We start from the raw sequence: 24598 nt of genomic DNA, 5'->3' as shown, positions 1-24598 counted from the left end.
GTTCGACGGCGGACGAAGTGTGGCTGCGCATCCCCGGTCACGCCGCCAGCCGCTGCGGGCTCTCGGGCTGCGCGGGCGCCCCGGTGGCCCGCGTGCCCTGCACCCGTACGGCGGCGCGGCCCGGTGCGCAGGCCAGCGCCATGGCGACGACGAGCACGATCTCGGCCAGCACCAGTCCCCGTTCGAGCAGCCCGTAGTAGGCCGTACCGCCGATCAGCGAGGAGGTGACGGCGGCCGGGTGGGCCGCCAGGTACGCGACCAGCGTCAGCCCGGACGTCACGCTCAGGGCCTTGACCGCGCTCCAGCGCGCGGCCGCCGCCCGTCCTCTGGCCAGGGTCCAGCCGGCGACCGGCAGCGCGGTGAAGACCACGGCCGCCGACCAGCGGTGGATCTCCCCGCCGAGCGTGCTGACGTCCGACATGCCGGGATCGGTGGGGAAGATGGCGCTGAGCATCAGCCCGGCCGCCCCCGCCAGCAGCAGCACGCGGGTCGCGGCGGTCCGCGCCGGCTCCCGGGCGGCCAGCCCGTACGCCAGCGACAGGCAGGCGGCGGCCAGCGCCAGCGTCCCGGCCAGCACCGGCAGCATGCCGCCGGGGACGAGCGCGTAGTCGCTGATCAGCGGCTGCTCGGGCAGGGTCACCTGCGCGTAGCCGAGGGCGGCCACCGCCGCCACGGCTCCGGTCACGGGAGCGAGCACGGCACGCCAGGTCATCGCGTCACCTCGTCGTAGATCTGCTCGAAGCGGGCCAGCGACACCTGGTCGTCGTGGGTCAGCGCCAGCGCCCGGCTGGCGTTGCCCAGGCGGGCGCGCAGGTCGTCGTCGGTGAGGACGGCGGTCAGGTGCCTGGCCAGCGCGACCACGTCGCCCGGCTGGTAGAGGTAGCCGTTGCCGTTCACCAGGTGCGGCAGGGCCATCGCGTCGGCGGCCACGACGGGCAGGCCGGACGCCATGGCCTCCAGCGTGGCGATGCTCTGCAGCTCGGCGACGCCCGGCATGGCGAACACGTCGGCGGCGGCGAACGCCTGCGGCATGCTCTCGTCGGGCACGAACCCGACGAAGAACACCCGGTCGCCCACCCCGATGCGCTTGGCCAGCTTCTCCAGCTCCATCCGCTGGTTGCCGCGGCCCACGAACGCCACCTGCGCGTCGGTCTCGTTGAGCACGAGGGGCAGCGCGCGGATCAGCTCGTCGAGGTGCTTCTCCTCGTCCAGGCGGCCGACGAACAGGGCGGTCGGCCGGTCGGGCAGCGCGAACCGCCGGCGCGCCCACGACTTGGGCTCGGCGTGCGGGTGGAACCTGGTCAGGTCGATGCCGCACGAGACGGCCTCGACGTCGCGGGAGAAGCCCTGGTCGGACAGGAGCTTGGCGGCCAGCGGGGTCGGCGTGGTGATGTGGTCGGCGCGCTTGAAGATGCGGCTGAAGTCGCGCCAGGCCAGCCGGCCCGCCCTGGCCCGCAGCGCCTCGGGGACGTGCCCGAACTGGAAGAGGTTGTCGGGCATGAAGTGGTTGGTGGCCACGACCGGCACGCCGCGGCGCCGGGCGGCGGCGATGGCGGCCCGGCCGACCACGAAGTGGCCCTGGGTGTGCAGCACGTCCGGGTCGATGTCGGCCACCAGCCGGTCGAGCCTGGTCGGCACGGTGACCCGCATGGTCGGGTGCACCAGCAGCGGGGCCGAGCGCAGCCGGTGGACGATCACGCCGTCCACCACGTCGGCGCTGGCCGGGCCGGCCTCCGACTGGCACACCACGTGCACCTCGTTGCCGCGCGCGGCCAGGCCGGTGGCCAGGCGGTGGGTGAAGTAGGCGGCGCCGTTCACGTCGGGGGGATAGGTGTCGGTCGAGATCAGGACGCGGCGGGGACGTTCGGGGGCGGGGGCGAGCTGGGCGTGGTCGGTGACGTTGCGCAGGGGCATGGCCATGACGGTGACTCCGCTTTCACAAGGGGGGACGGCTGGGGGAGGGCCGATGGGCGAACAGGGGGTTTCGGTCAGGGGAGGGGATCAGGCGAGGTCGTTGCGCGCCTCCAGCGGGGACGTCCGGGCCAGGGCGAACGTGCCCGCCGCGGTCAGGGCGGCGGCCGCGATCGGCGCGAGGCCGGACGGCAGCGGCTCGCCGAGCAGCAGCGCCCCGAAGGCCACCGCCGTGAGCGGGTCGGCGATCTGCAGCGAGGCGAAGGAGACGCCGAAGTGCCCGACGGCGTAGGCGCGTTGCAGCATCACCAGCGCCAGCAGCAGCGGCACCGGCAGGGCCAGCAGGTACCACCAGTTCCAGCCGCCGTCCACGAGCACGCGCATGAGCGTGGCGGTGGCGCCGTACAGGACGCCGGAGCCGGTGGCGAGCAGCGCGGCCCGGCCGGCGGGGGAGGCCGCCTTCGAGCCCGCCCACAGCAGCACCGCCGCGACCCCGGCCACGGCGAGCAGGGTGAGCACGCCCGTGGGCGCCAGGTACGTCGGCCCGTCGGACTCGGGCACCAGCAGCACCAGGCCGATCAGCCCGGCCGCGACCACGCCCGCCGCGGCCAGCTCCTTGCGGGAGGGCCGGCGGCCGTGCAGCGCGGCGGCGATGGGCAGCGCGAACAGCAGGCTGGCCACCCCCATCGGCTGCACCACGGTCAGCGGGCCGAGCCCGAGGGCGACGATGTGCAGGCCGCCGCCCGTCACGATGGAGACGCCGCCGAGCAGCCAGCGCGGCCTGCGCAGCAGAGCCAGCAGCGCGGGCTTCGCCGAGCCCGCCGCCTCGAACTGCTGCAGCGCGGCCCCGAGCGCGAAGAACAGCGAACCGACCAGCGCGATCGCCGCGGCCAGCACACTCATGCGCACTCCTTTCAGACGGATGGTTGCCGGACAGGGTCAAACGGACGTGTCCACCGGAAGACGTTCCGGGGAAGGCTGCGTGGCGCGCCGCTTCCTGGCCCACCGCACCAGCTCGACGAGCCCGGTGATCGACAGCGCGATCCCGAGGCCCAGCAGCAGGCCCTTGATCGGGTCGTTCTCGAAGGCCATGCCGCCGAAGAAGCCGATCAGCCCGGAGTACACCGCCCACGAGCTCGCCGCGATGGCGTCGAAGAACGTGAACGAGCGCAGCGGATGACCCACGGCGCCCATGGTCAGCGTCGTCGCGGTCCGCCCGCCGGGGATGTACCTGGCCACGATCAGCACCATTCCGCCCCGCTCGGCCAGCGCGCCGCGCGCCCAGACGAACGCCTTCTTGTCCCGCAGCCGCCTGGCCGACTTGTTGCCGATCAGGTACGACACGTGGTCGCCCACGAACGCGCCGAGCGCCGCGACCACGATCACCAGGGCCAGGTTGGTCTGGCCGGAGGCGGCGAACACCGCCGCGGTGATGACCGACGTCTCGGCGGGCACGACGGGGAAGAACCCGTCGAGCAGGGCCAGGGCGAACAGCGCCACGTACAGCCATGGCGATGACATCACCTGCTGGACGAGGTCGAGAATGGCGTGCGACATATGCGTGGACTCCGATCGTCAGGGCACTCACAAAGCCTGTCGGCGTGAGCGGACCGGGGACATCGGGGATGCCCCCGGTCGAACGCGGGCCCGTCCCCTAGGAGGGTCAGGGCCGCCTACCCCATGAAGGTAGAAATTCCGCAGGTCGTGGCACATCGGCCCATCGGCACGGGCCACCCCCTACTTTCGTCAGGGGCGGACGTGCGACTTCCGCGTGACACCCACGATCAAACCGGTTGCGCGCCCCGGAAACAGGAGAGGAGGTATCCGCCTTTCAGGTGGGGTTAGCCCCACCGTGATCACTGCATCGGACCCCACCCTGACTTTCGTCAGGGGCGCCGCATGACCTTCGGGCGGGACCGGCCCCGCCCGGCGGCGGATACCGTCGGTGCGTGAACCGTCTGCGTCGTGAGAGTCGCCGTCAGGTCGTCCTCGACCTGCTGCTGTGGGCCGTGCTGGGCATCTTCGTGACCGCCATGGGCCCCGACCCGTTCGTCGATCCGGCCGGGTTCGCCATGGTGACGCTGCCCAGGGTGGGGCTGGCCGCGCTGGCCGTGCTCGTGGGCCGGGCCTGGCCGCTGGCGGCGCTGGTGCTGCTGCTGCCGCTCGGCCCGTGGACCTTCACCGAGGGCTTCGCGACGGTGGACCTGACCTGGCTGCTGCCCCGGCGCAACGTGAAGATCCTGCCGCTGCTCGCGACCTCGCCGTTCATCATCTGGTACGCCTACCTCACCGGCCGGCGCATGACCCGGCTGTGGCCCGCGGGCGCCGTGTTCTGCCTGATCACGGCCATCGGCTGCGGGGCCGTGCTGCTCCAGGGCGGTGATCTGGCGCTGTGGGTGTCGATGGGCACCGGGCTCGTCGGCACGTACGTGGTGCCGTACCTGCTGGGGCTGCTCCGGCGGGGCGTGCTGCAGCAGCGGCGGCAGGCGCGGCTGTCGGTCGAGGCGCAGGCGCGGCTGCGCGAGCGGGCCAGGATCGCCCGCGAGATGCACGACTCGCTCGGCCACGACCTGGCGCTGATCGCGGTGCGCGCCGGCGGGCTCGAAGTCGCCCCCGGGCTCGGCCCGGCCCAGGTCAAGGCGGCCGGCGAGCTGCGCATGGCGGCGGCCGACGCGACCGAGCGGCTGCGCCAGATCATCGGCCTGCTGCGCGAGGACGCCGAGGAGGCCCCGCTGTCCCCCGTGGGGGAGGACGTCGCCGAGCTGGTCGGCCGGGCCAGGGACTCCGGCATGTCGATCACCCTGGAGCTGGCGCCGGGGGCGTCGCCGGAGCTGGCGCACGCCGTCGTCCAGGAAGGGCTGACGAACGCGGCCAAGCACGCGCCGGGGGCGGCGGTCGCCGTGTCGGTCACGCCGCACCGGGTGGTCGTGCGCAACGGCCCGCCGAGCTCGCGTCCCAGCGCCCGGCGCGGCGGGCTGGGCCTGGCGGGGCTGCGCGAGCGCGTACGGCTGGCCGGCGCCACGCTGACCGCGGGCCCCGACGGCGACGGCTTCCGCCTGGCCGTCGAGCTCCCCCGCGAGGGGGAGGCGGATCCCCGCCGCTCGGGAGGGGACCGGCCCGCCTGAGGCGCACGATCGTGGCATGACAGAACAGCGAGCGGGCATCGGCCGGCTCACCGCCGCGATCGTGGCGGTCGCCGCCACGCTGCCCTACCTCACGATCAAGACGCTCTGGCTGATCGGCGACCCCGTCGGCGTCTCCGACCCGGCGCTCATGGACAACGGGCAGATGCTGGGGATGAACGCGCTGACCTTCGCCATGGAGGCCGCCGGGCTGCTGCTGGCGCTGGCCTTCACCATGCGCTGGGGCATGCGGCTGCCCGCCTGGCTGGTGCTGCTGCCGCTGTGGGTGGGCACCGGCCTGCTGTCGGTGCTGGCCGTCACGACCCCGCTGATCGTGCTGGTCGGCGGCCTGACGATCTTCAGCGGCGGCCCGATCCAGACCTGGGTCTACCTGGTCGTCTACGGCGGTTTCATCACCCTCGGCGTCGCCCTCATGACGGCCTTCGCCCTCTACGCCCGCGACCGCTGGCCCGCCGTCTTCGCCACCCCGGTCGGGCTGCCGTTCCCGAGCGCGACCAGATCGTTCCAGGAGGTGGTGGCGTGGGGCGCGCTCGTGGTGGCGACCGCCGTCGGGGCGCTGCGGGTCGTCATGGCGTTCGACGGGGTCGTCCAGGCCGTCCAGAACGGGCTGAAGGCGCTGCTCGCGGTGGGCGGGGCGGCCGCGCTGGTGGTCCTGGTCAGGCGGCGAGGGAACGGCCCGTTCTGGCGGCCGCTGGCGCTGGCCTGGCTCGGGTCGGGCTCGCTGTTCGGCTGGGGGCTGTTCTCGATGATCGTCAGGTCCACGGGCGGCCCTCTGGCCTACGGCGGCACGGGCATCGCGGACTTCGCCGAGCTGTTCGGCATGCTGACCGGGCTGGTGATGGGGATGTGTGGAGCGTTCCTGCTGGCCGAACGGTCAGGCGTGGGCCACGTGCAGCCTGGCCAGGACGCGCTTGAACGCCAGGATCGAGAAGGTGATCGCCAGCCCGCTGATCACGGCCACCGCTGAGGTGCGCAGCACCATGAACGCGCCGAGCGAGCCCTCCAGCTTCTCGTAGACGGCCAGGAAGATGCTCAGCGTCGAGTTGGCCAGCAGCACGAACGCCCACAGCAGGGTGATCCTGGCGAAGAACCTGCGCACCCGCTCGTGCTTGAGCACGGCCGACGGCAGGTGGATGTAGTCGAGGGTGAGCTTCTGCACCAGCGGCCGGTTGAGCCGGACGGAGGCCAGGAAGACCATGCTGATGCAGATCGTGCCCAGCTCCGGCTGGATGAAGAACCACATCCAGGTGCCCGTCCAGAACGACACCAGGGCCCGCACCGTGACCGCGAACGCGGCCAGGAACATGGTGGCGGGCACCTTGATCCCTCTGACCAGCCGCCAGGCCACGCCGAGGTACACCCAGGAGACCGTGGCCACCAGGGCCCACTTGAAGCCCAGCACGACCATGGCGAGGTAGAACACCAGCAGGGGGGCGACCACGCCTTCGAGCAGGCGGGGGGCCGCCTGACGGGCGAGCGCGGTCAGACGGGGGAGTGCGACCGGATGGTGGTTCAAGGCTGCTCCGCAGATAGGCCGACGATCAGCGTCTACCCGGGCTTCGGGGGTCCAGGCTTGCCGGATGGACCGGTCGTCGTCACCGCCGGATGCGACTCCACCCGGTGCGACTCCGAAGGCCGGTGGCCTACCGTACCGGAGCCCGGCGAGTAGGACTGCCGCTTTTGCCGCGTTCCATCTGTTCCATACGAAACCAGCTCACCCTTGAACCCGGCTTTCAGCCGAGTGACGCCGTGGCGAGCTTGGCGCCGAACCCGAGGAACAACGCGCCGACGCCCGAGGTCAGGCCCGCGCTCAGCTTCCTGTGCCGGCGGAACTGGCCGGCCAGGAACGTGCCGGAGAAGATCAGCGTGGTGAGGTAGAGCACGCTGAAGATCTGGATCACCGCGCCCAGGATGAGGAACGACAACCAGGGGGCGCTGTACCCGGGGTCCACGAACGGGATGAAGAACGACAGGAAGAACAGGATCGCCTTCGGGTTCAGCAGGCTGATCGTCAGCGCCTTGCGGAACGGCCTGGCCTGCCGCACGGGGGCCGCCCCGGACTCGTCCGCCGCCGCCGGACGGGCCCGCCAGGCCCGTACCGCGCCGCGGATCATCTGGAAGCCCATCCAGGCCAGGTAGGCGGCACCGGCGTACTTGACGATGGTGAACAGCACGGGCGTCGCGCGCAGCAGGGACGCGGCCCCGGCGGCGGCGAGCACCATCAGGACGGTGTCGCCGAGGAACACGCCCGCCGCCGCCCGGTAGCCCTGCCGGACGCCGTGCTGGGCGGCGAAGCTGAGGACGTACAGGGAGTTCGGGCCGGGGAGCAGCACGATGAAGAACGCGCCGACGACGTAGGTCCAGATGTCCGTGATACCGAAGAACACGCTTAACGGTATCGCGTGATATGTGCCGATTCAGTCGGTCGGTGGCTGCGCATTGCGGCGCTGATGCCTATTGACCCAGTAGGGATACTCGTGAATATCTGGAGTCATGGCTCTCTGGACCCCCGACCCCACGTTCTACCCCTCCCCGCGCGACGCCGTCGAGGCCCCCGTGGAGAAGCTGGCCTACGTCGCCGCCTTCGACCGGTCGGCGAACCGTCCGGACGCGCTGGCCGTGCTCGACACCGACCCCGCCTCCCCGGCCTACGGCACCGTCATCGGCTGGACCGACCTGCCCGGCACCGGCGACGAGCTGCACCACTTCGGCTGGAACGCCTGCAGCAGCGCCCTGTGCCCCAACGCGCCGCACCCGCACGTCGAGCGGCGCTACCTGGTCGTGCCCGGCCTGCGCTCCTCGCGCATCCACATCTACGACACCAAGGACCGGATCAGCCCCGAGCTGGTCAAGGTGATCGACGCCGAGTCGCTGGCCAGGCGGGCGGGCTACTCCCGCCCGCACACCGTCCACTGCGGCCCCGAGGGCCTGTACGTCTCGGCGCTCGGCGGCGCGGACGGCGCCGAGGGCCCCGGCGGCATCGCCGTGCTCGACCACACCTCCTTCGAGGTGCTCGGCCGGTGGGAGCTGGACCGCGGGCCGCAGTACCTCGCCTACGACTTCTGGTGGCACATCAACCACGACGTGCTGATCACCTCGGAGTGGGGCACGCCGTCCATGATCGAGGACGGCGTGGTCGGCGAGCTGCTGCTCGGCCGCAAGTACGGCCACAAGCTGCACTTCTGGGACCTGCGCAAGCGCCGGCACGTCCAGGAGGTGGACCTGGGCGACCAGCACCAGATGCCGCTGGAACTGCGCCCCGCCCACGACCCCACCCGCCTGTACGGCTTCGTCGGCGTGGTCACCAGCGTCGAGGACCTGTCGGCCTCCGTCTGGCTGTGGTTCCACGAGGACGGCCGCTGGCAGGCGCGGAAGGTCATCACCATCCCCGCGGAACCGGCCGACCCCGCCCTGCTGCCGCCCGTGCTGCAGCCGTTCGCCGCCGTGCCGCCGCTGGTCACCGACATCGCCCTCGCCGTGGACGACCAGCGCCTGTACGTCTCGTGCTGGGGCACCGGGGAGCTGAAGCAGTACGACGTGTCGGACCCGTACAAGCCGGTCGAGCTGGGATCTCTGCGGATCGGCGGCATCACCCGGCGCACCCCGCACCCCGCCGAGCCCGGACTCCCGCTGCGCGGCGGCCCCCAGATGGTCGAGGTGAGCCGCGACGGCCGCCGCGTCTACCTCACCAACTCCCTGTACGGCTCCTGGGACGACCAGTTCTACCCCGAGGGCGTCGGAGCCTGGCTCGCCAAGGTCGACGCCGACTCCTTCACCTTCGACACCGCCTTCTTCCCCCACGGCGACGCCTTCCGCGGCCTGCGCCCCCACCAGGTACGCCTCCAGGGCGGCGACGCCTCCTCCGACTCCTACTGCTACCCGTGACCATGCCCGCCACCATGCCCGCCATGAGCACCGCGACGGTCCTGCTGCTCGGGGCCTTCCACGGCCTGAACCCGGCCATGGGCTGGCTCTTCGCGGTGGCCCGCGGCCTGCAGGAGCGCAGCCGCGACCTGCTGCTCCAGTCGATCCCCGTGATCGCCCTGGGCCACCTGGCGTCGGTGGCCCTGGTCGCCCTGGTCGTGGCCGTCACCGGCTCCCTGGTGACGGGCGCGGCGCTGCCGGTGGCGGGCGGGCTGGTGCTGGTGGCGTTCGGGCTGTGGCGGCTGCTGTCCAGCCGCCACTTCCGGTGGGTGGGCATGCGCCTGTCGCTCGCCCAGCTCGCCGGCTGGTCGTTCCTGATGTCGTCGGCCCACGGCGCCGGGCTCATGCTGCTGCCCGTACTCACCGGGCTGCGCACGGAGGGCCACCCGGGGCACGCCGTCTCAGGAGGACTGGCGGTGGCGGCCCTGCACACGCTGGCCATGTTCGTGGTGGCCGGCGTCGTGGCCCTGGTGGTCTACGAGGTGCTCGGCCTGACGATCCTGCGCCGCGCCTGGTTCAACGTGGACCGCATGTGGGCCGCCGCCCTGATCGCCGCCGGCCTCCTCACCCTCCTCCAGGCCTGACCGGAACACCTCGCAGAGCCGGTCGGCGTGAACGGCCCGGCCGATCCAGGCTTCGAGGACGGCGATGTCCGCGCAGGCGGTGACACGCTCCCGCACGTCATCGGACACCTCCACGCCTCGCGTGCCCAGCAACCACAGCAGCACCCTGGCCATGGCCGCCGCCGTCGCTTCGTCGCGCAACATCTGTGCGTACTCGGATCGGTAGCGGTAGGTCATGGCCGCCGGTCAGCCCTGTTCCGGTTGCTCGTCGTCAATCCCGAAGATGTCGGAGAGGCTGGTGGCGTGGACGGCCCTGTCGATCCAGGTGTCGATGACGGTGGTGTCGGTGCAGGAGAGGATGCGCTCACGCACGACGTCGGGGACCACTACACCACGACGGTCGAGCATCCGCAGCAGCGCTTTGGCTTCGCCGACTGCTTCACCCTCGGCCTTGCCCTCGGCCTTGCCCTCGGCTCTGCCCTTGGCTTCGCCTTCGGCGCGCAGCAGCTGGGCGTACTCGGACTGGTAGCGGTAGGTCTTGGTCGCCATCAGGTCTCTCCAGATTCGTCGGGCGTCGGTGTTTCCGAGGCCTACTTCGGTTTGTTCGGCGATGTGTCCCGCGCTGGTCGTGTCGGTGGTGTCCAAGGCGTCTGCCAGGACTTCCAGTATGGCAGCGACCTCCTTGGAACGGGCGTGGGTCAGCGCCGAGAACATGGTGAGCACAACGTCGTTCACCGCCTCGGCGAGGTCGTCGATCACGGGGATGTTGTGCGGGCCCACGACGACCGCGCGGATGGACAGCGTCGGCCAGTCCGGCAGGCCGATCGTCTTCGGAAGGGCGGCCCAGCCGGCGGTCGCCTCGTCCTGACAGATCACCAGCAGCGTCACGGGGCAGCCGAACTTGACGTGGACGTGGCTGATGTAGTGCGCCCAGGCGGCGGTCTTGCGGTCGTCGGGCTTGGACTGCGACTCGGTGATGACCGCGTGCTGTCCTTCCAGGGACGTGAACATCATGATCGTGTCGGCGCGCCGCTCGATCGGCTTGATCTCGGTCAGGTCGGTGTCCACCACCGCGACCTCGGTCGGTGACGGGAAGGGGATGTCGAGCACCTTGAAGACGCTCGTGCAGAGCTCTGGATTGTCACGGAAGACGCGGTGCAGCGCCTCGTGCTGGGTGGAGATCACGGGCGGAACGTTAGCGGTCGATGACGCTCTGTGTCCGCGAAAAACGGACGGCAGGCGCGTGGAGGTGGAAAGAGTTCATCCCTGGGAGGAAACGGGCGGGAGAAAGATCTCTACCGGAGCATGTGCGCAGGCAGGGCAGGATGTGGTGGGTGCGGATATCCATCCTGGGGCCGTTGGAGGTCGAGGGCGACGGGGGAGCGGTCGTGGTCGGCGGTCTCCGGCTGCGGGCGCTGCTGGCCGTGCTGGCGCTCGAAGCGGGCCGTACGGTCACGGCGGAGCGGCTGATCGACGTGCTCTGGCCGCAGGAGCCGCCCGCCAACGCGGCCAACGCGCTGCAGACGCTGGTCAGACGGCTGCGGGCGGCGCTCAGGCCGGACGAGGTGATCGACAGCCGTCCCGGCGGGTACGCCCTCGCACTCCCCACTGAGCAGGTGGACGCGCTGGCGTTCCGGCGGCTGGCGGGCGAGGACGCGGACCGGGCGCTGGCGTTGTGGCGCGGGGCGGCGCTGGCGGATCTCACGTCGGTCCCGTACCTGGCGGACGCGGCTACCGCGCTGGAGCAGGAGCGGCTGGCGGCGGTCGAGGCCAGGGCCGAGCGCCTGCTGGCGGCCGGGCGGCCGGTCGAGCTTGCCGCCGAGGTGACGGCGCACCCGTTGCGCGAGCGGCTGGTCGGGCTGGCCGTGCGCGGGCTGGCCGCGTCCGGACGGCAGGCCGAGGCGCTGGAGCTGTTCGACCGCACCCGCCACCGGCTGGCCGACGAACTGGGCGTCGATCCCGGCGCCGAGCTGCGGGCCGCGCACCTGGCCGTGCTGTCGGCGGAGCCGCCTGCGGTCACGTGGCCGAGGAGCCGGCCGAAGGGCAACGTACGCAGGCCGCGCACCAGCTTCATCGGCCGCGAGGCCGAGCTCGGACGGCTCACCGGCCTGCTCCGCCACGACCGGCTCGTCACGCTCGTGGGACCCGGCGGCGCCGGCAAGACCAGACTGGCGACCGAGGCCGCCCTCCAACTGTCCACCGAACCCCGCACCGAAGCCGCCACCGAACCCGGCGCCGCACCCCACACCACAGCGGGCCTCCGGCTGGCCGCCGAACCCTCCACACCTCGGACGGCAGGCGAGCCCGGCGGCCGGCGGGCGGTCGTGGCGTGGATGGTGGAGCTGGGTTCGGTCAGCGACCCGGCCGGTGTGCCCGGAGCCGTGCTCGACGCGCTCGGCCTGCGCGACGACCGCCCCGGCTACCGCCCGCCCGAGGCGGCCAAGGACGTGGTCGAGCAGGTCGCCGAGGCGCTGGGCGAGCGGCCCGCGCTCGTCGTGCTGGACAACTGCGAGCACGTGGTGACGGCCGCGGCCGTGCTGGTCGAGCGGCTGCTCGACGAGTGCCCCGAGCTGCGCGTGCTGGCCACCAGCAGGGAGCCGCTCAACGTGCCGGGCGAGCGGCTGCTGCCCCTACCGCCGCTCGAACCGCCGCCGGCGGGCGCCGGGCCCGCCGAGGCGGCGGCCTACCCGTCGGTGCGGCTGCTGGTCGACCGGGCGGCGGCGGCCCGGCCGTCGTTCGCCGTGGACGAGGGCAACGCGGCGGCCGTGGTCGCGCTCTGCCGCAGGCTCGACGGCATGCCGCTGGCCATCGAGCTGGCCGCCGCCCGGCTGCGCACGATGACCCCGCGCCAGCTCGCCGACCGGCTGGACGACAGGTTCAGGCTGCTCGACGGCGGCAGCCGTACCGCGCTGCCGCGCCAGCAGACGCTGCGGGCGGTCGTGGAGTGGAGCTGGGACCTGCTCGACGAGCGGGAACGCGTGCTGGCCAGGCGGTTCGGCGTGTTCGCCGGCGGCGCGTCCCTGGAGGCCGTCGAGGAGGTGTGCGGCGGCACGGCCGACGTCCTCGGCGCGCTGGCCGACAAGTCCCTGGTGCGCCTGTCGCCCGAAGGCCGCTACTCGATGCTGGAGACCATCCGCGCCTACGCCCTGGAACGCCTGGCCGAGGCGGACGAGACCGCCGAGTACCGCGACCGGCACGCCCGCCACCTGCTCGACCTGGCCGAACGCGCGGTGCCCGAGCTGCGCACCGCCACCCAGGTGGAGTGGATCGAACGGCTGGCGGCGGAACGCGACGACTTCGCGGCGGCGCTGCGCTGGCTGATCGACCGGCGGGACGCCGGGCCCGCGCTGCGGCTGTGCGGGGCGCTCAACTGGTACTGGTGGATGTGCGGCTACCGCCGCGAGAGCGCGGCCTGGGCCAGGCAGGCGCTCGACCTGGCCGGGGACACGCCGCCGCCGGGGCTCGCGGATGCGTACACGTCCTGCATGTTCGCCTACGGCGTCGACGTGTTCGGGACGATCAGCAACGACCGCGCGGCCATGCTGGAGCTGTCGGCCCGGATGGAGGAGCTGGTGGAGCGGGCGGTCCGGGAGGGGCCGGTGCACCCGCTGCTGCTGATCAGCAGGGTCGTCATGGCCGCGGCGGCCGGGCAGGACGAGCGGGCGGCCGCGCTGATCGGCGACTACGCCGGCAGCGACGACCTGTGGTTGTCGTCCGCCGCCCTGATGATCGGCGGCCGGATGCGGTCGGGGGGAGAGCGGGAGCGGGAGCTGGAACGGGCGGTCGAGGGGTTCCGGCGGCTCGGCGACCGCTGGGGGCTGAGCGAGGCGCTGCTGACCCTGGCCGACCTGCGGGCCGAGCGCGGCGCGGGCACCGACGACCTGATCGCCGAGACCAGGTCGCTGACCAGCGAATGGATCAGCGACGACGAGTCGATCTCCACCCTGATCCGGCTCGCCCAGCTCCGCCTGCGGGTCGACGACCTGGACGGCGCGGGCGCCGACCTCGCCATGGCCAGGTCCCGGGTGGGCGAGGAGACGTCGCCGTGGACGCTGGTGCTGCTCGGCCTGGGCGAGGCCGCGTACGAGGAGCGGCGCGGCGACCTGGCCGGCAGCCTGGCGATCTACCGGGACATGGACGGCGTCGTGGCCGCGGCTCCCCGGGTGCCGCAGATCACGGCGGTGTACCTGACCTCCTACGGCCGGGCGCTGGCCCGCGCCGGCGACCTGGACGCCGCGCTGGCCCGGCACCGCCAGGCACTCGACGTCCTCGGCGACGACAGCCCGGACCGGCCGCTGCTGTCGATGACGCTGGCCGGGTTCGCGCTGGCGGCGCAGGCCGCGGGCGACCAGGAACGGGCGGCGGTGCTGTTCGGCGGGGCGTCGGCGGTCGTCCCCCAGGACATCTCGCCCGACACCACGGAGGGACACGCGGCGGCCAGGAGGGCACTCGGCGACGAGCTCTTCGACCGCCGTTTCGCCGAGGGCGCCGCCCTGCCGCTGGACGAGCTCTACGCGATGGTCGGCAGCACCACGTAGGAGGGCGCGTGCAGCGTGGTCGTGCCCTTGTCCGGGTTCCTGGCGAACCGCGGGAAGTTGGAGCCGGCCACGTCGATCCTGATCCGGTGCCCGGGGCGGAAGAGGTTCGAGATCCAGCCGATGGGCACCCTGACCTCGGCCGGCTCGCCCGGCGTCAGGCCGGTGACCCTGGCCACGCCGTCGATCAGCAGCTCGGCGCGGCCGTCGGGGTGCACGTCGATCAGCTTGGCGGTCACGTCGGCGCTGGGCGCGGTCGAGGAGACCAGCGCGACCAGCTCGACGTGCCCGCTCACCTCGACGGCGGCGGCCAGCGGTTCCGTCCGGTGCCGCAGGACGTCGTCGCGGCCGTCCAGCGGGCGCTGGTCGAGCGGGCCGAAGGCGTCGAACGTCATGACCGCCCCGCCCACCGTCGGCACGGGATCCGCGGGGTCGGCGGTGAAGGCGCGGGTGTCCGTCGCGGGGTCGGCGGTGAAGGCGCCGCCGCCCGCCGCCGGCTCGCGGGTGAGCGTGCCGCCGGCGCCCAGGTGGTACGGCACCGGCCGGGCCCGCGTGAGCGGCCAGGACTCCTCGTCCCGCCACTCGTCGGCCCCCATCACGAAGATCTTCACCGGCGTCGTGTCCCGGGCGGGCGCGCCGCGCAGCCAGTGGCCGAACCAGTCCAGGTGGATGCCCGTCCAGTCCACGGCGTCCTGGCTCGCGCGGTCGCCGTAGTCGCGGCCGCAGATGTCCCGGTCGTGGCTGATGTGGCTCCACGGCCCGACGATCAGCCGGCGCGGCCCCCGCAGGCGCAGGTAGTGCTCGATCGAGCCGGTGCTGAAGTAGTCGTACCAGCCGGTGCTGACCAGCGCGGGCACCTCGATCGCGGCGTGGTCCACGCCGGCCTCGCGCCACAGCGGGTCGGCCGGGTCGGCGGTGTCCATGCAGGTGGCGTAGAAGGGCACGAGCTCGGCCAGCAGCGGCTGGTCGCTCGGCGGAAGGCGTTCGGACAGCTCCTGGAGGGTCTCGGCGATCCGGTCCGGCATGCCGATCGCCTCCAGGTACGCCTCCCTGTCCCGCGCCGTGGCGAGCCCGGCCGCGATCCGGCGGTCCAGCTCCCGCACGGCCAGGACGACCACGCTCACGGTGAGGAAGACGTCGAGGTTGGGCACACCGCCCGGCTGGTGGACGCATTCGTACAGGCCGAGGGGCGAGACGTGGGGCGCGATGGCCCGCAGGCCCTCGGGACGTTCCTGGGCGGCCAGGAGCTGGGTGATCGCCAGGTAGGAGTCGCCGTACATGCCGACGTTCCCGTCGGACCAGGGGCGCGTGGCCGCCCAGCGGACCGCGTCGTGGCCGTCGGCGGCCTCGCCCCTCAGAAAGCGGAACTCGCCCTGGGAGGACCCGGTGCCGCGGACGTCCTGGAGGCACACGGCGTATCCGGCCGCCACCAGGCGCTCGACGTCGAGGTGGTGCCCGGCGCTCGGCGCGGCCCTGCCGTAGGGGGTGCGGCTCAGCAGGACGGGCCGGGGCGCGTCGCCCTCGGGACGCCAGAGCGTCGCCACGAGTTCGACGCCGTCGCGGGTGGTCATGGTCTCGGTGGTCTCGATCATCGCACTTTCCTGTTGTAGGCCCGAAGGGCGAAGGGGGCGAAGAGGGCGAGCAGCGCGGCGGCCCAGCCGAGCGTGATCCACACGTCGGACGCCGCCAGGCCGCCCACCAGCAGCCCGCGCAGCGCGCCGGCCAGGTGCGAGACCGGGTTGACGCCCATCCACCAGGTCAGCCAGCCCGGCAGGTCGGTGGCGGGAATGAAGGCGCTGCTGCCGAACGTGAGCGGCAGCAGCACGGCGGTGGCGATGCCCTGCATCGAGGCGACCGACTTGGCCACCAGCCCGATCCAGGCCGACCCCCAGCTCAGTGCCGTCACCATGAGCAGCACCAGGCCGATCCCGGCCAGCGCGCTCAGCGGATCGGTTCGCACGCGGAAGCCGACGGCGTACCCCACGGCCAGCGACATGGCGATGGTGATCAACAGGGTCAGCAGGTCGGCCATGATGCGCCCGGCCAGCGGCGCCGACCTGGCGATCGGCATGGTCCTGAACCGGTCGAACACGCCGTTGCCGATGTCGGTGGCCAGGTTCATGCCCGTCGTGATCGTCGCCATCAGCGCGACCTGGACGAGCACGCCGGGCAGCATGTACGACACCGCGCCCGCCCGGTCGCCGCCGGCCGCCCCGCCGAACAGGTAGACGAAGATGACGATCATGAAGACGGGCTGGAGCAGCAGCCCGGCGAGCTGGCCGGGGTTGTTCTTCAGCGGGATCAGGCTGCGCCAGGCGAGCGTCAGCCCTTGGGAGAGCGCGGTGGTCATGAGCTTGCTCCGGTGAGTGTGCGGAAGACGTCGTCGAGGGAGGGCAGGCGCAGGGCGTGCTCGGCCAGCACGATCCCGGCGTCGTCCAGCCGCCTGAGCAGGTCGGGCGGGGCGGCCAGGTCGTGCACGGGCACGCTGAGCAGCCCGTCCACGGCCGTGGCGCCGAGGATCGAGCCGGCCTTCTCCAGGTCGGCGGCGTGCAGCGGCCGGACGTCCAGCCGGTGGCCGCCGGCCAGCGACTTGAGCTCGGCCGGCGTGCCGCTCGCCGCCACCCGGCCGCGGTCGACGACCAGCAGGTCGTCGGCGAGCTGGTCGGCCTCCTCCAGGTACTGGGTGGTCAGCAGGACCGTCACCCCGTCCGCGACCAGCTCCCTGACCACGTCCCACAGGTCGCCGCGGGCCCGCGGGTCGAGGCCGGTCGTCGGCTCGTCGAGAAACAGGATCCGGGGCCGGCTGACCAGGCTGACCGCCAGGTCCAGCCGGCGGCGCATGCCGCCCGAGTAGCCGGCCGCCGCCCGGCCCGCTGCCTCCTCCAGGCCGAACCTGGCCAGCAGCTCGGCGGCCCTGGCCCTGGCGGCCGCCCTGGACAGGCCGAGCAGGCGGCCGACGAGCACGAGGTTCTGGGTGCCGGTCAGCTTCTCGTCGACCGAGGCGTACTGGCCGGTCAGGCCGATCAGCTCGCGGACCCGGCGGGCCTGCGTGACGACGTCGTGCCCGCCGACCGTGGCATGGCCGGCGTCGGGGGCGGCGAGGGTGGCCAGGATGCGGACGGCGGTGGTCTTGCCCGCGCCGTTGGGGCCGAGCACGCCGAGCACGGTGCCGGTCCTGACCCGCAGGCCGACGCCGTCCAGCGCGGTCTTGTCGCCGTACCGCTTGACGAGCCCTTCCGCTTCGATCGCGTATGTCATGCCCCTACGGTCGCGGCGGGCGCTGGCAGCGGCCTGGCACCTACCTGTCAGCCGCCGCCAGCGGCAGCACCCGGTGCGGCACGACGGTCGACAGCGCGATGACGGTGGTGCTCCGGCGCACGCCGGGGATCGTCAGCATCCGGTCGATCACCTGCTGGACGTGCTCGTTGTCGCGGCCCGCGACGCGGCACCAGACGTCGCCAGGACCGGTCACGATGCAGGCTTCGAGCAGCTCGGGGATGGACTCCAGGGTTCTGGAGATGTGCTCGCGGGCGGCCTGCTCGACCTCCAGGGTGGTGAACGCCTGCACCGGGTAGCCGAGCGCGGCGGAGGACAGGTTCGGGCCGTAGTCGACGATCACGCCGTCCGCGGCCATCCGGTCCAGCCTGGCCTGTACGGTCCCCCGCGCCACCCCGAGCAGCCGGGCGATCTCCAGCAGCCCGCTGCGCGGCCGGTCGGCGACCAGGCGCAGGACGCGCAGGTCCAGATCGTCGAGCCCGCGGCGACGTGCCGGCATATTCGCCTCCCAAAAGCCGATTCGGCTGTCAGATCGGCAGCATACGGCGCGCGGTGTTGTCAGACCCGCCGGTCGTCCCGAGACTGCGGATCTTATGGAGCACCAGTTTCCGTTCGTCCCCTACCGGCCCGAACGTTACGACGCCGACGAGATGATCAAGCGCGGGGAGGAGTTCCACGCGCTGGCCGACCGGCGGCGCAGCGTGCGGTTCTTCAGCGACGAGCCGGTGCCGTACCGGTGCGTCGAGCTGGCCGTGCGGGCGGCCAACACCGCGCCGTCTGGCGCGCACCAGCAGCCGTGGAAGTTCGTGGTGATCGGCGACCCGGAGGTCAAGCGGCGCATCCGCGAGGCAGCCGAGGAGGAGGAACGCCGCAACTACGAGGGCGGCAGGCTGCCGCAGGAGTGGCGCGAGGCGCTGGCCCCGCTGGAGACGACCTCCGACAAGGGCTACCTGGAGGTCGTGCCGTGGCTGGTGGTGTGCTTCGCCGAGAAGTACGGCGTGCGCCCCGGCGGCCGCAAGGTCAAGCACTACTACGTCAACGAGAGCGTGGGCATCGCCTGCGGCCTGTTCATCACCGCCCTGCACGCCATGGGACTGTCCACGCTCACCCACACCCCCAATCCGATGGCCTTCCTCAGGGAGATCTGCGGACGCCCGGCCAACGAGCGGCCCTACATCCTGTTCCCCGTCGGGTACGCCGCCCCCGACGCCGAGGTGCCTGACCTCGCCAGGAAACCGCTGGAAGAGGCCCTGGTCCGGTTCGACGGAAAATTGGGCCTTTCCTAGGGCACCCATCGTCTTCACTCTCAGTTCAGGCGCGGGTCAAACCCCCAGTCCCGCGCGGGCGAGGAGGACGAGGTGAAACGCCGATTACTCATCCTGCTGGCGGTCCTGGGCATGGTCAGCCTGACCGGCATGACCGGCGCCGGGGCCGGCGCGGAACCACCGGCGAACAAGCAGTACCGGGTCTCCGGCCCGGCCGACGCGCGGCAGCGCAGCGCCGTGGCGGCGACGGGCGCCGCCATTGAGGACGTGCAGGCGGACTCGGTGCTGGTCACCGCCACGGGAGCCGAGATCGCGGCCATCAGGCGGCTCGGCTACCGGGTGACGGAGGCCCCGCGCCCGGCGCCGCCGGACGCCGTCGGGACGTTCGACTTCCCGCCGTCGGACTCCGGCTACCACAACTACGCGGAGATGACGGCGGAGATCAACACCATGGTCGCGGCCCATCCGGGGATCATGAGCCAGAGCACGTTCGGCACCTCGTACGAGGGCCGGCCGATGCGCCTGGTCAAGATCAGCGACAACGTGGGCACGGACGAGGCCGAGCCCGAGGTGCTGTTCACCGCCCACCAGCACGCCCGTGAGCACCTGACGGTCGAGATGGCGCTGTACATCATGCACCTGCTGGCCGACAACTACGGCACCGACGCCAGGATCACGAACCTGGTCAACACCCGTGAGATCTGGATCATGCCGGACCTCAACCCGGACGGCGGCGAGTACGACATCGCCAGCGGCACCTACCGTTCCTGGCGCAAGAACCGGCAGCCGAACTCCGGCTCCTCGGCGGTGGGCACCGACCTCAACCGCAACTGGGCCTACCAGTGGGGCTGCTGCGGCGGCTCCTCGGGCTCGACCTCCAGCGAGACCTACCGCGGCGCGAGCGCCGAGTCGGCACCCGAGGTCAAGGCGGCGGCCGACTGGGTGCGCAGCCGGGTCGTCGGCGGCGTGCAGCAGATCAGGACGAACCTCGACTGGCACACCTACAGCGAGCTGGTCCTGTGGCCCTACGGCTACACCTACAACGACACCGCCCCCGGCCTGACCCAGGACGACCGGGACGCCCACGCCACCCTCGGCCAGAACATGGCCGGCACCAACGGCTACACGCCCGAGCAGTCCAGCGACCTCTACATCACCGACGGCACGATCGACGACTGGATGTGGGGCCAGTACAAGATCTTCAGTTTCACGTTCGAGATGTACCCGGTCGGCGCGAGCCCCGGCTTCTACCCGCCGGACGAGCAGATCGTCCCGCAGACCACCCGCAACAAGGAGGCCGTGCTGCGCTTCCTGGAGTACTCCGACTGCGTCTACCGGATCATCGGCAAGGAGTCGCAGTACTGCGGCACCGGCACGCCGCCGGTGACGGTCTGGTCCGACACGTTCGAGACGGCGACCGGCTGGACGGCGAACCCGTCCGGCACCGACACCGCCACCACGGGCGCGTGGGAGCGCGGTGACCCCGAGGCGACCACCTCCTCGGGCGCCAAGCAGCTCGGCACCACGGTCAGCGGCACGAACGACCTGGTGACCGGCCGCCTGGCGGGCGCCGCGGCCGGTGACTACGACCTCGACGGCGGCGTCAGCTCGATCCAGTCGCCGCCGATCACGCTGCCCTCGACGGGCACGCTGAGCCTGTCGCTGTCGTGGTACCTGGCGCACGGCTCGAACGCCTCCAGCGCGGACTACTTCCGGGTCCGCGTGGTCGGCGGCACCACGACCACCGTGTTCCAGCAGGCCGGCGCGGCCACCAACCGCGACGGCGCCTGGGCCGTGGCGACGGCCGACCTGACCGCCTACGCGGGCCAGACGGTCCGCGTCCTCATCGACGCGGCCGACGCCTCCGGGGCCTCCCTGGTGGAGGCGGGCGTGGACGACGTCAAGATCACCCAGCAGCCCTGACCCGACCACCGCGCCCTCTCGTCCGGACCCCGGTCCGGGCGAGGGGGCGCCGCCGTTGCCGCCGCGTTTCGGCACGTCACGGGCCGTCACGTGATTGGGTCTTGTAAGCACAGGGTGTCAAGGCTACGATCGCGACAACTCTTAGGAAACTTTCCTAAAAGAAATCATGGATCGGATGGCCCATGACTCGCTCGCCGCCCGCATGACTCGCTGCTGAGCTGCGGAGACATCCGCCCGAACGACCCCTTCTGCCACGCCCCCGGCGCTGCGGGTGTGCACACCCCCCCACCTCTTCCCAGCCGCTGGAGCGGTCACGCGGCCCGGCCGGACGCACCGGCCCTGACTGCCGCTGCAAGCTCCGCGCGCGCCTGCTCTCCACCGGCCTGCGCCGACACCCCCCGAAAGGCCCGTGTCTCACCTCCACGGGCCCGTGCCGTACGGCTTGCGCTCTCACCCCCCGGTGCAAGCCGTACGGCACGCCAGAAGAACGGAAATCGACAGTGAGATTTCGCGCGATCTTCTTAGCGCTCGCGACCCTCGCACTGAGTCTCCTGGCCCTGCCCGCCCACGCCGCCGCCGCCACCGCGACCTTCGTCAAGGTCGCCGACTGGGGGTCCGGCTTCGAGGGCAAGGTCACCGTCGTCAACGGCACCACCGCCCCCTTGGCCTGGAACGTGCAGTTCGACGTGCCGGCCGGCTTCTCCATCCCGTCCGCCTGGGACGCGGTCCTGACCAGGAGCGGGCAGCACTACACGTTCACCGCGCCGAGCTGGGCGGGACCGCTGGCGGCCGGGGCGAGCACGAGCTTCGGCTTCAACGGCGCCCCGGGCAACTTCCCCGGCATCACCGGCTGCACGCTGAACGGCTCCTCCTGCGGCGGCACGACCGTCGAGGTCCCCGGCAAGCCCGGCACGGCCACCGCGACCAGCACCGACACCAGCATCGCCCTGTCCTGGGGCGCCTCCGCCGGCACGGTGACCGGCTACCGCGTCTACGAAGGCGGCGTCGTCAAGGCCACCGTCACCGGCACCACGGCGACGATCTCCGGGCTCGGGACGTGCCAGAGCCACACCTACACCGTCAAGGCGTACAACTCGGCGGGCGAGTCGGCCGCCGGCGACGCCGTGACCGCGACCACCACGGGCTGCGGCACCGGCGTGCCCGGCAAGGCCGGCCCGATCACCGTGACCGGCACGTCCCAGACCGGCGCCACGCTCAGCTGGCCGGCAGTCAACGGCGCCACCGGCTACGGGGTCCGCCTCAACGGCTCGCAGGTCGCCACGGTGACCGGCACCTCCCACACCCTCACCGGCCTGACCGCCTGCACCTCGTACTCGGTCACGGTCACCGCCTCCAACGCGGCCGGCGACGGCCCGCCCAGCGACGCCGTGACCTTCACCACGCCGGGCTGCACCACCGACCCGCTGCCCAAGCACTTCCTGACCGGCTACTGGCACAACTTCGTCAACGCCGCGACCGAGCTCAAGCTGTCGGCCGTGCCCAACGAGTACGACGTCGTCGCCGTCGCCTTCGGCGAGGCCACCTCCACCGCGGGCGAGGTCGTCTTCTCGGTCGACCCGGGCCTTTCCACCGCGCTCGGCGGCTACACCGACGCCCAGTTCAAGGCCGACGTGCAGGCCCTGCACCAGCGCGGCAAGAAGGTCATCCTGTCGGTCGGCGGCGAGGCCGGCCGCGTGCAGGTCTCCAGCGGCGCGGCCGCCACGAAGTTCGCCGACACGGTGTACGCGCTGATGCAGAGCTACGGCTTCGACGGCGTGGACATCGACCTGGAGAACGGCCTCAACGCCACCTACATGGGCCAGGCCCTGCGGGCGCTGCGCGCGAAGGCCGGCAGCGGACTGATCATCATGATGGCCCCGCAGACCATCGACATGCAGTCGACCGGGATGGAGTACTTCAAGCTCGCCCTGAACATCAAGGACATCCTCACGGTCGTCAACATGCAGTACTACAACTCGGGCTCCATGCTCGGCTGCGACCAGTCCGCGGCGTACTCGCAGGGGACGGTCAACTTCATGACCGCCCTGGCCTGCATCCAGCTGGAGAACGGCCTGCGCCCCGACCAGGTGGCACTGGGCCTGCCGGCCGGGCCCGGCGCCGCGGGCGGCGGCGTCGTCTCGCCCTCCCTCGTCAACCAGGCGCTCGACTGCCTGGCCAAGCGCACCAGTTGCGGATCCTTCGTGCCGCCGCGCGCCTACCCGGACATCCGGGGCGCGATGACCTGGTCCATCAACTGGGACGCCAGCAACAACTGGTCCTTCTCCAAGACCGTCAAGCCGCACCTTCAGGGAATGCCATGAGATTACGCAGCAGACTGATCAGCTCGGTGGCCGGCCTGGCCATCGCCCTCACCGGGGCCGGCCTGGCCACGGGCGTCCCCACCGCCTACGGCGCCGCCGCCCAGCAGCAGCTGGCCGCCGCCTGGGCGCCGTGGACCGCCTACGCCACCGGCGCCGCCGTCACCTACAACGGCGTGGACTACGTGGCCCTCCAGGGTCACACCTCCCAGCCCGGCTGGGAGCCGCCGAACGTGCCCGCGCTCTGGAAGCAGGGCAGCGGCGGAGGCGACCCCACCCCGCCGTCGGTGCCCGGCAACCTGCGCTCGACCACCGTCACCGCCACCAGCGCCGGCCTGGCCTGGGACGCCTCCACCGACAACGTCGGCGTGACCGGTTACAACGTCTACCGCGGCGGCACCCAGGTCGGCACCGCGACCGGCACGACGTACACCGACAACGGGCTGACGGCCTCGACCACCTACAGCTACACCGTCCGGGCCCGCGACGCCGCGGGGAACCTGTCCGGCGTCAGCAACGCGCTCAGCGTGACCACCCCCGGCGGCACCGGCACGCCCGGCCAGCCCGGCACGGTCACCACGACCGTGACCGACACCAGCATCGCGCTGTCGTGGGGCGCCTCCTCCGGCACGGTGACCGGGTACCGCGTCTACGAGGGGGCGACCCAGAAGGCCGAGGTCACCGGGACCAGCACGACGATCTCCGGGCTGAGCGCCTGCCAGAGCCACACCTACACCGTCAAGGCGTACAACTCGGTGGGCGAGTCGGCCGGGCGTGACGTCTCGGCGACCACGACCGGCTGCCCGACCGGCGGCAAGATGCCCGGCGCACCCTACCTCTACACCGGCTGGGGCGACCCGCCCTCTCCCACCACGGTGATGAGCGCGACCGGCATCAAGTCGTTCACGATGGCCTTCATCCTGGCCAGCAACGGCTGCAACCCGGCCTGGGACGGGCAGCGCCCGCTGACCGGCGGCCAGGACGCGCAGGCCATCTCGGCCATCAAGGCGGCCGGCGGCAGCGTGCAGGTGTCCTTCGGCGGCTGGCAGGGCAACAAGCTCGGCCCGAACTGCTCCACGCCCGAACTGTTCGCCGGCGCGGTGCAGAAGGTCATCAACGCCGTCGGCCCGGCCGTGGTGGACTTCGACATCGAGAACACCGACGAGTTCGAGAACCTGACCGTCCAGGACCGCATCCTGAACGCCCTCAAGATCGTCAAGGCGGCCAACCCGAACGTCAAGATCGCCGTCACCTTCGGCACCGCGACCACCGGCCCGACCTACTACGGCACCCGCCTGATCAACCGCGCCAAGGAACTGGCGGTGCCGATCGACAACTACACGATCATGCCGTTCGACTTCGGCGGCGGCGCCAACATGTACCAGAACACCGTCAACGCGGCCGAAGGGCTGAAGAACGCCCTGAAGACCGCCCAGGGCTGGACCGACGCCCAGGCGTACGCCCACATGGGCATCTCCGGCATGAACGGCCTGTCCGACCAGCAGGAGCTCACCAACCAGAGCACCTGGACCCAGATCCGCGACTACGCCAACTCCCACGGCCTGACCAGGCTCGCCTTCTGGTCGGTCAACCGCGACCGCCCCTGCCCCGGCGGCGGCGTCGCGGAGAACTGCAGCGGCATCGCCCAGGACAACTGGGAGTTCACCAAGATCACCGCTGGCTTCTGACCCGCTGAGGCGGCCCGCCACCCCCCGGTGGCGGGCCGCACCGGCGCGCGGT

20 protein-coding genes are annotated in these 24598 nt (G+C 72.2%); 9 read left to right on the top strand and 11 right to left on the bottom strand.

The window, feature by feature from the left end:
• Nucleotides 1-37: 37 nt before the first annotated feature.
• The 4 genes from AB0J46_RS00150 to AB0J46_RS00135 form a co-directional block, all read right to left on the bottom strand.
• Nucleotides 38-712 carry a DUF998 domain-containing protein gene (locus AB0J46_RS00150; RefSeq protein WP_364324321.1) on the bottom strand — a complete coding sequence of 225 codons (675 nt, stop codon included), beginning with the start codon at nt 710-712 and terminating at the stop codon, nt 38-40.
• Nucleotides 709-1914, bottom strand: a complete 1206-nt coding sequence (locus tag AB0J46_RS00145) for a glycosyltransferase (RefSeq protein ID WP_364324318.1) — start codon at nt 1912-1914, stop codon at nt 709-711. Before AB0J46_RS00145 ends, AB0J46_RS00150 begins: the two co-directional genes overlap by 4 nt.
• Before the next feature lie 87 nt (nt 1915-2001).
• Nucleotides 2002-2814: a DMT family transporter gene (locus AB0J46_RS00140; protein ID WP_358283843.1), complete on the bottom strand. Its 813-nt coding sequence runs from the start codon at nt 2812-2814 to the stop codon at nt 2002-2004.
• Between the two features lie 36 nt (nt 2815-2850).
• Entirely contained in the window at nt 2851-3468 is a 618-nt protein-coding gene (locus AB0J46_RS00135; protein ID WP_364324315.1) for a DedA family protein, read from the bottom strand.
• A gap of 392 nt (nt 3469-3860) precedes the next feature.
• Between AB0J46_RS00135 and AB0J46_RS00130 the strand changes: the two genes are divergently transcribed.
• Nucleotides 3861-5036, top strand: coding sequence for a histidine kinase (locus tag AB0J46_RS00130; protein WP_364324312.1), 1176 nt, complete (start codon nt 3861-3863; stop codon nt 5034-5036).
• Between the two features lie 16 nt (nt 5037-5052).
• Nucleotides 5053-6021 carry a hypothetical protein gene (locus tag AB0J46_RS00125; protein WP_364324309.1) on the top strand — a complete coding sequence of 323 codons (969 nt, stop codon included), beginning with the start codon at nt 5053-5055 and terminating at the stop codon, nt 6019-6021.
• On the opposite strand, the gene AB0J46_RS00120 is transcribed toward AB0J46_RS00125, so the two are convergent.
• Nucleotides 5929-6570 (bottom strand): VC0807 family protein, encoded by a 642-nt coding sequence (locus AB0J46_RS00120; protein ID WP_364324307.1) that lies wholly within the window; start codon nt 6568-6570, stop codon nt 5929-5931. The genes AB0J46_RS00125 and AB0J46_RS00120 overlap by 93 nt on opposite strands.
• A 217-nt stretch (nt 6571-6787) precedes the next feature.
• Nucleotides 6788-7441, bottom strand: coding sequence for a leucine efflux protein LeuE (gene leuE / locus AB0J46_RS00115; RefSeq protein ID WP_364324304.1), 654 nt, complete (start codon nt 7439-7441; stop codon nt 6788-6790).
• Between the two features lie 106 nt (nt 7442-7547).
• Between leuE and AB0J46_RS00110 the strand changes: the two genes are divergently transcribed.
• Both AB0J46_RS00110 and AB0J46_RS00105 read left to right on the top strand, forming a co-directional pair.
• On the top strand, nt 7548-8939 hold the full coding sequence (locus AB0J46_RS00110; RefSeq protein ID WP_364324301.1) for a selenium-binding protein SBP56-related protein: 1392 nt from the start codon (nt 7548-7550) through the stop codon (nt 8937-8939).
• Between the two features lie 14 nt (nt 8940-8953).
• On the top strand, nt 8954-9562 hold the full coding sequence (locus AB0J46_RS00105) for a hypothetical protein (protein WP_364326120.1): 609 nt from the start codon (nt 8954-8956) through the stop codon (nt 9560-9562).
• Between the two features lie 225 nt (nt 9563-9787).
• Here the strand turns inward: AB0J46_RS00105 and AB0J46_RS00100 are convergent, their stop codons facing one another.
• Nucleotides 9788-10726, bottom strand: coding sequence for a hypothetical protein (locus tag AB0J46_RS00100; protein ID WP_364324298.1), 939 nt, complete (start codon nt 10724-10726; stop codon nt 9788-9790).
• Nucleotides 10727-10875: 149 nt separating this feature from the next.
• Between AB0J46_RS00100 and AB0J46_RS00095 the strand changes: the two genes are divergently transcribed.
• Nucleotides 10876-14079: a BTAD domain-containing putative transcriptional regulator gene (locus AB0J46_RS00095; protein WP_364324295.1), complete on the top strand. Its 3204-nt coding sequence runs from the start codon at nt 10876-10878 to the stop codon at nt 14077-14079.
• Here AB0J46_RS00095 and AB0J46_RS00090 read toward each other — a convergent pair.
• From AB0J46_RS00090 to AB0J46_RS00075, 4 genes are read right to left on the bottom strand one after another with little or no spacing between them, the layout of a single operon-like run.
• Nucleotides 14052-15668: a CocE/NonD family hydrolase gene (locus AB0J46_RS00090; protein WP_364324292.1), complete on the bottom strand. Its 1617-nt coding sequence runs from the start codon at nt 15666-15668 to the stop codon at nt 14052-14054. The two genes, AB0J46_RS00095 and AB0J46_RS00090, sit on opposite strands and share 28 nt — an antisense overlap.
• Nucleotides 15665-16426 carry an ABC transporter permease gene (locus tag AB0J46_RS00085; protein ID WP_352350427.1) on the bottom strand — a complete coding sequence of 254 codons (762 nt, stop codon included), beginning with the start codon at nt 16424-16426 and terminating at the stop codon, nt 15665-15667. The genes AB0J46_RS00090 and AB0J46_RS00085 overlap by 4 nt, the downstream gene beginning before the upstream one ends.
• A complete protein-coding gene (locus tag AB0J46_RS00080) occupies nt 16423-17334 on the bottom strand; it encodes an ATP-binding cassette domain-containing protein (protein ID WP_364324289.1) in 912 nt (303 codons plus the stop codon). Before AB0J46_RS00080 ends, AB0J46_RS00085 begins: the two co-directional genes overlap by 4 nt.
• 40 nt (nt 17335-17374) lie before the next feature.
• A complete protein-coding gene (locus AB0J46_RS00075) occupies nt 17375-17851 on the bottom strand; it encodes an Lrp/AsnC family transcriptional regulator (RefSeq protein ID WP_364324286.1) in 477 nt (158 codons plus the stop codon).
• A gap of 94 nt (nt 17852-17945) precedes the next feature.
• Between AB0J46_RS00075 and AB0J46_RS00070 the strand changes: the two genes are divergently transcribed.
• The 4 genes from AB0J46_RS00070 to AB0J46_RS00055 all read left to right on the top strand — a co-directional run bounded on the left by AB0J46_RS00070 (nt 17946) and on the right by AB0J46_RS00055 (nt 24546).
• On the top strand, nt 17946-18638 hold the full coding sequence (locus tag AB0J46_RS00070) for a nitroreductase family protein (protein ID WP_364324283.1): 693 nt from the start codon (nt 17946-17948) through the stop codon (nt 18636-18638).
• A 72-nt stretch (nt 18639-18710) separates the two neighbouring features.
• Nucleotides 18711-20540, top strand: a complete 1830-nt coding sequence (locus tag AB0J46_RS00065; RefSeq protein ID WP_364324280.1) for a M14 family zinc carboxypeptidase — start codon at nt 18711-18713, stop codon at nt 20538-20540.
• A gap of 500 nt (nt 20541-21040) precedes the next feature.
• Nucleotides 21041-22861, top strand: coding sequence for a glycosyl hydrolase family 18 protein (locus AB0J46_RS00060; protein WP_364324277.1), 1821 nt, complete (start codon nt 21041-21043; stop codon nt 22859-22861).
• The gene (locus AB0J46_RS00055; RefSeq protein WP_364324274.1) at nt 22858-24546 is read left to right on the top strand and encodes a carbohydrate-binding protein; all 1689 of its coding nucleotides are present in this window, start codon (nt 22858-22860) and stop codon (nt 24544-24546) included. Before AB0J46_RS00060 ends, AB0J46_RS00055 begins: the two co-directional genes overlap by 4 nt.
• Nucleotides 24547-24598: the final 52 nt, after the last annotated feature.

Origin of the sequence: Nonomuraea sp. NPDC049758, from assembly GCF_040674635.1 — a bacterium.
GTDB lineage: Bacteria > Actinomycetota > Actinomycetes > Streptosporangiales > Streptosporangiaceae > Nonomuraea.
Note: the sequence above shows the minus strand (reverse complement) of the source record. Positions and strands in the feature narration are given on the sequence as shown.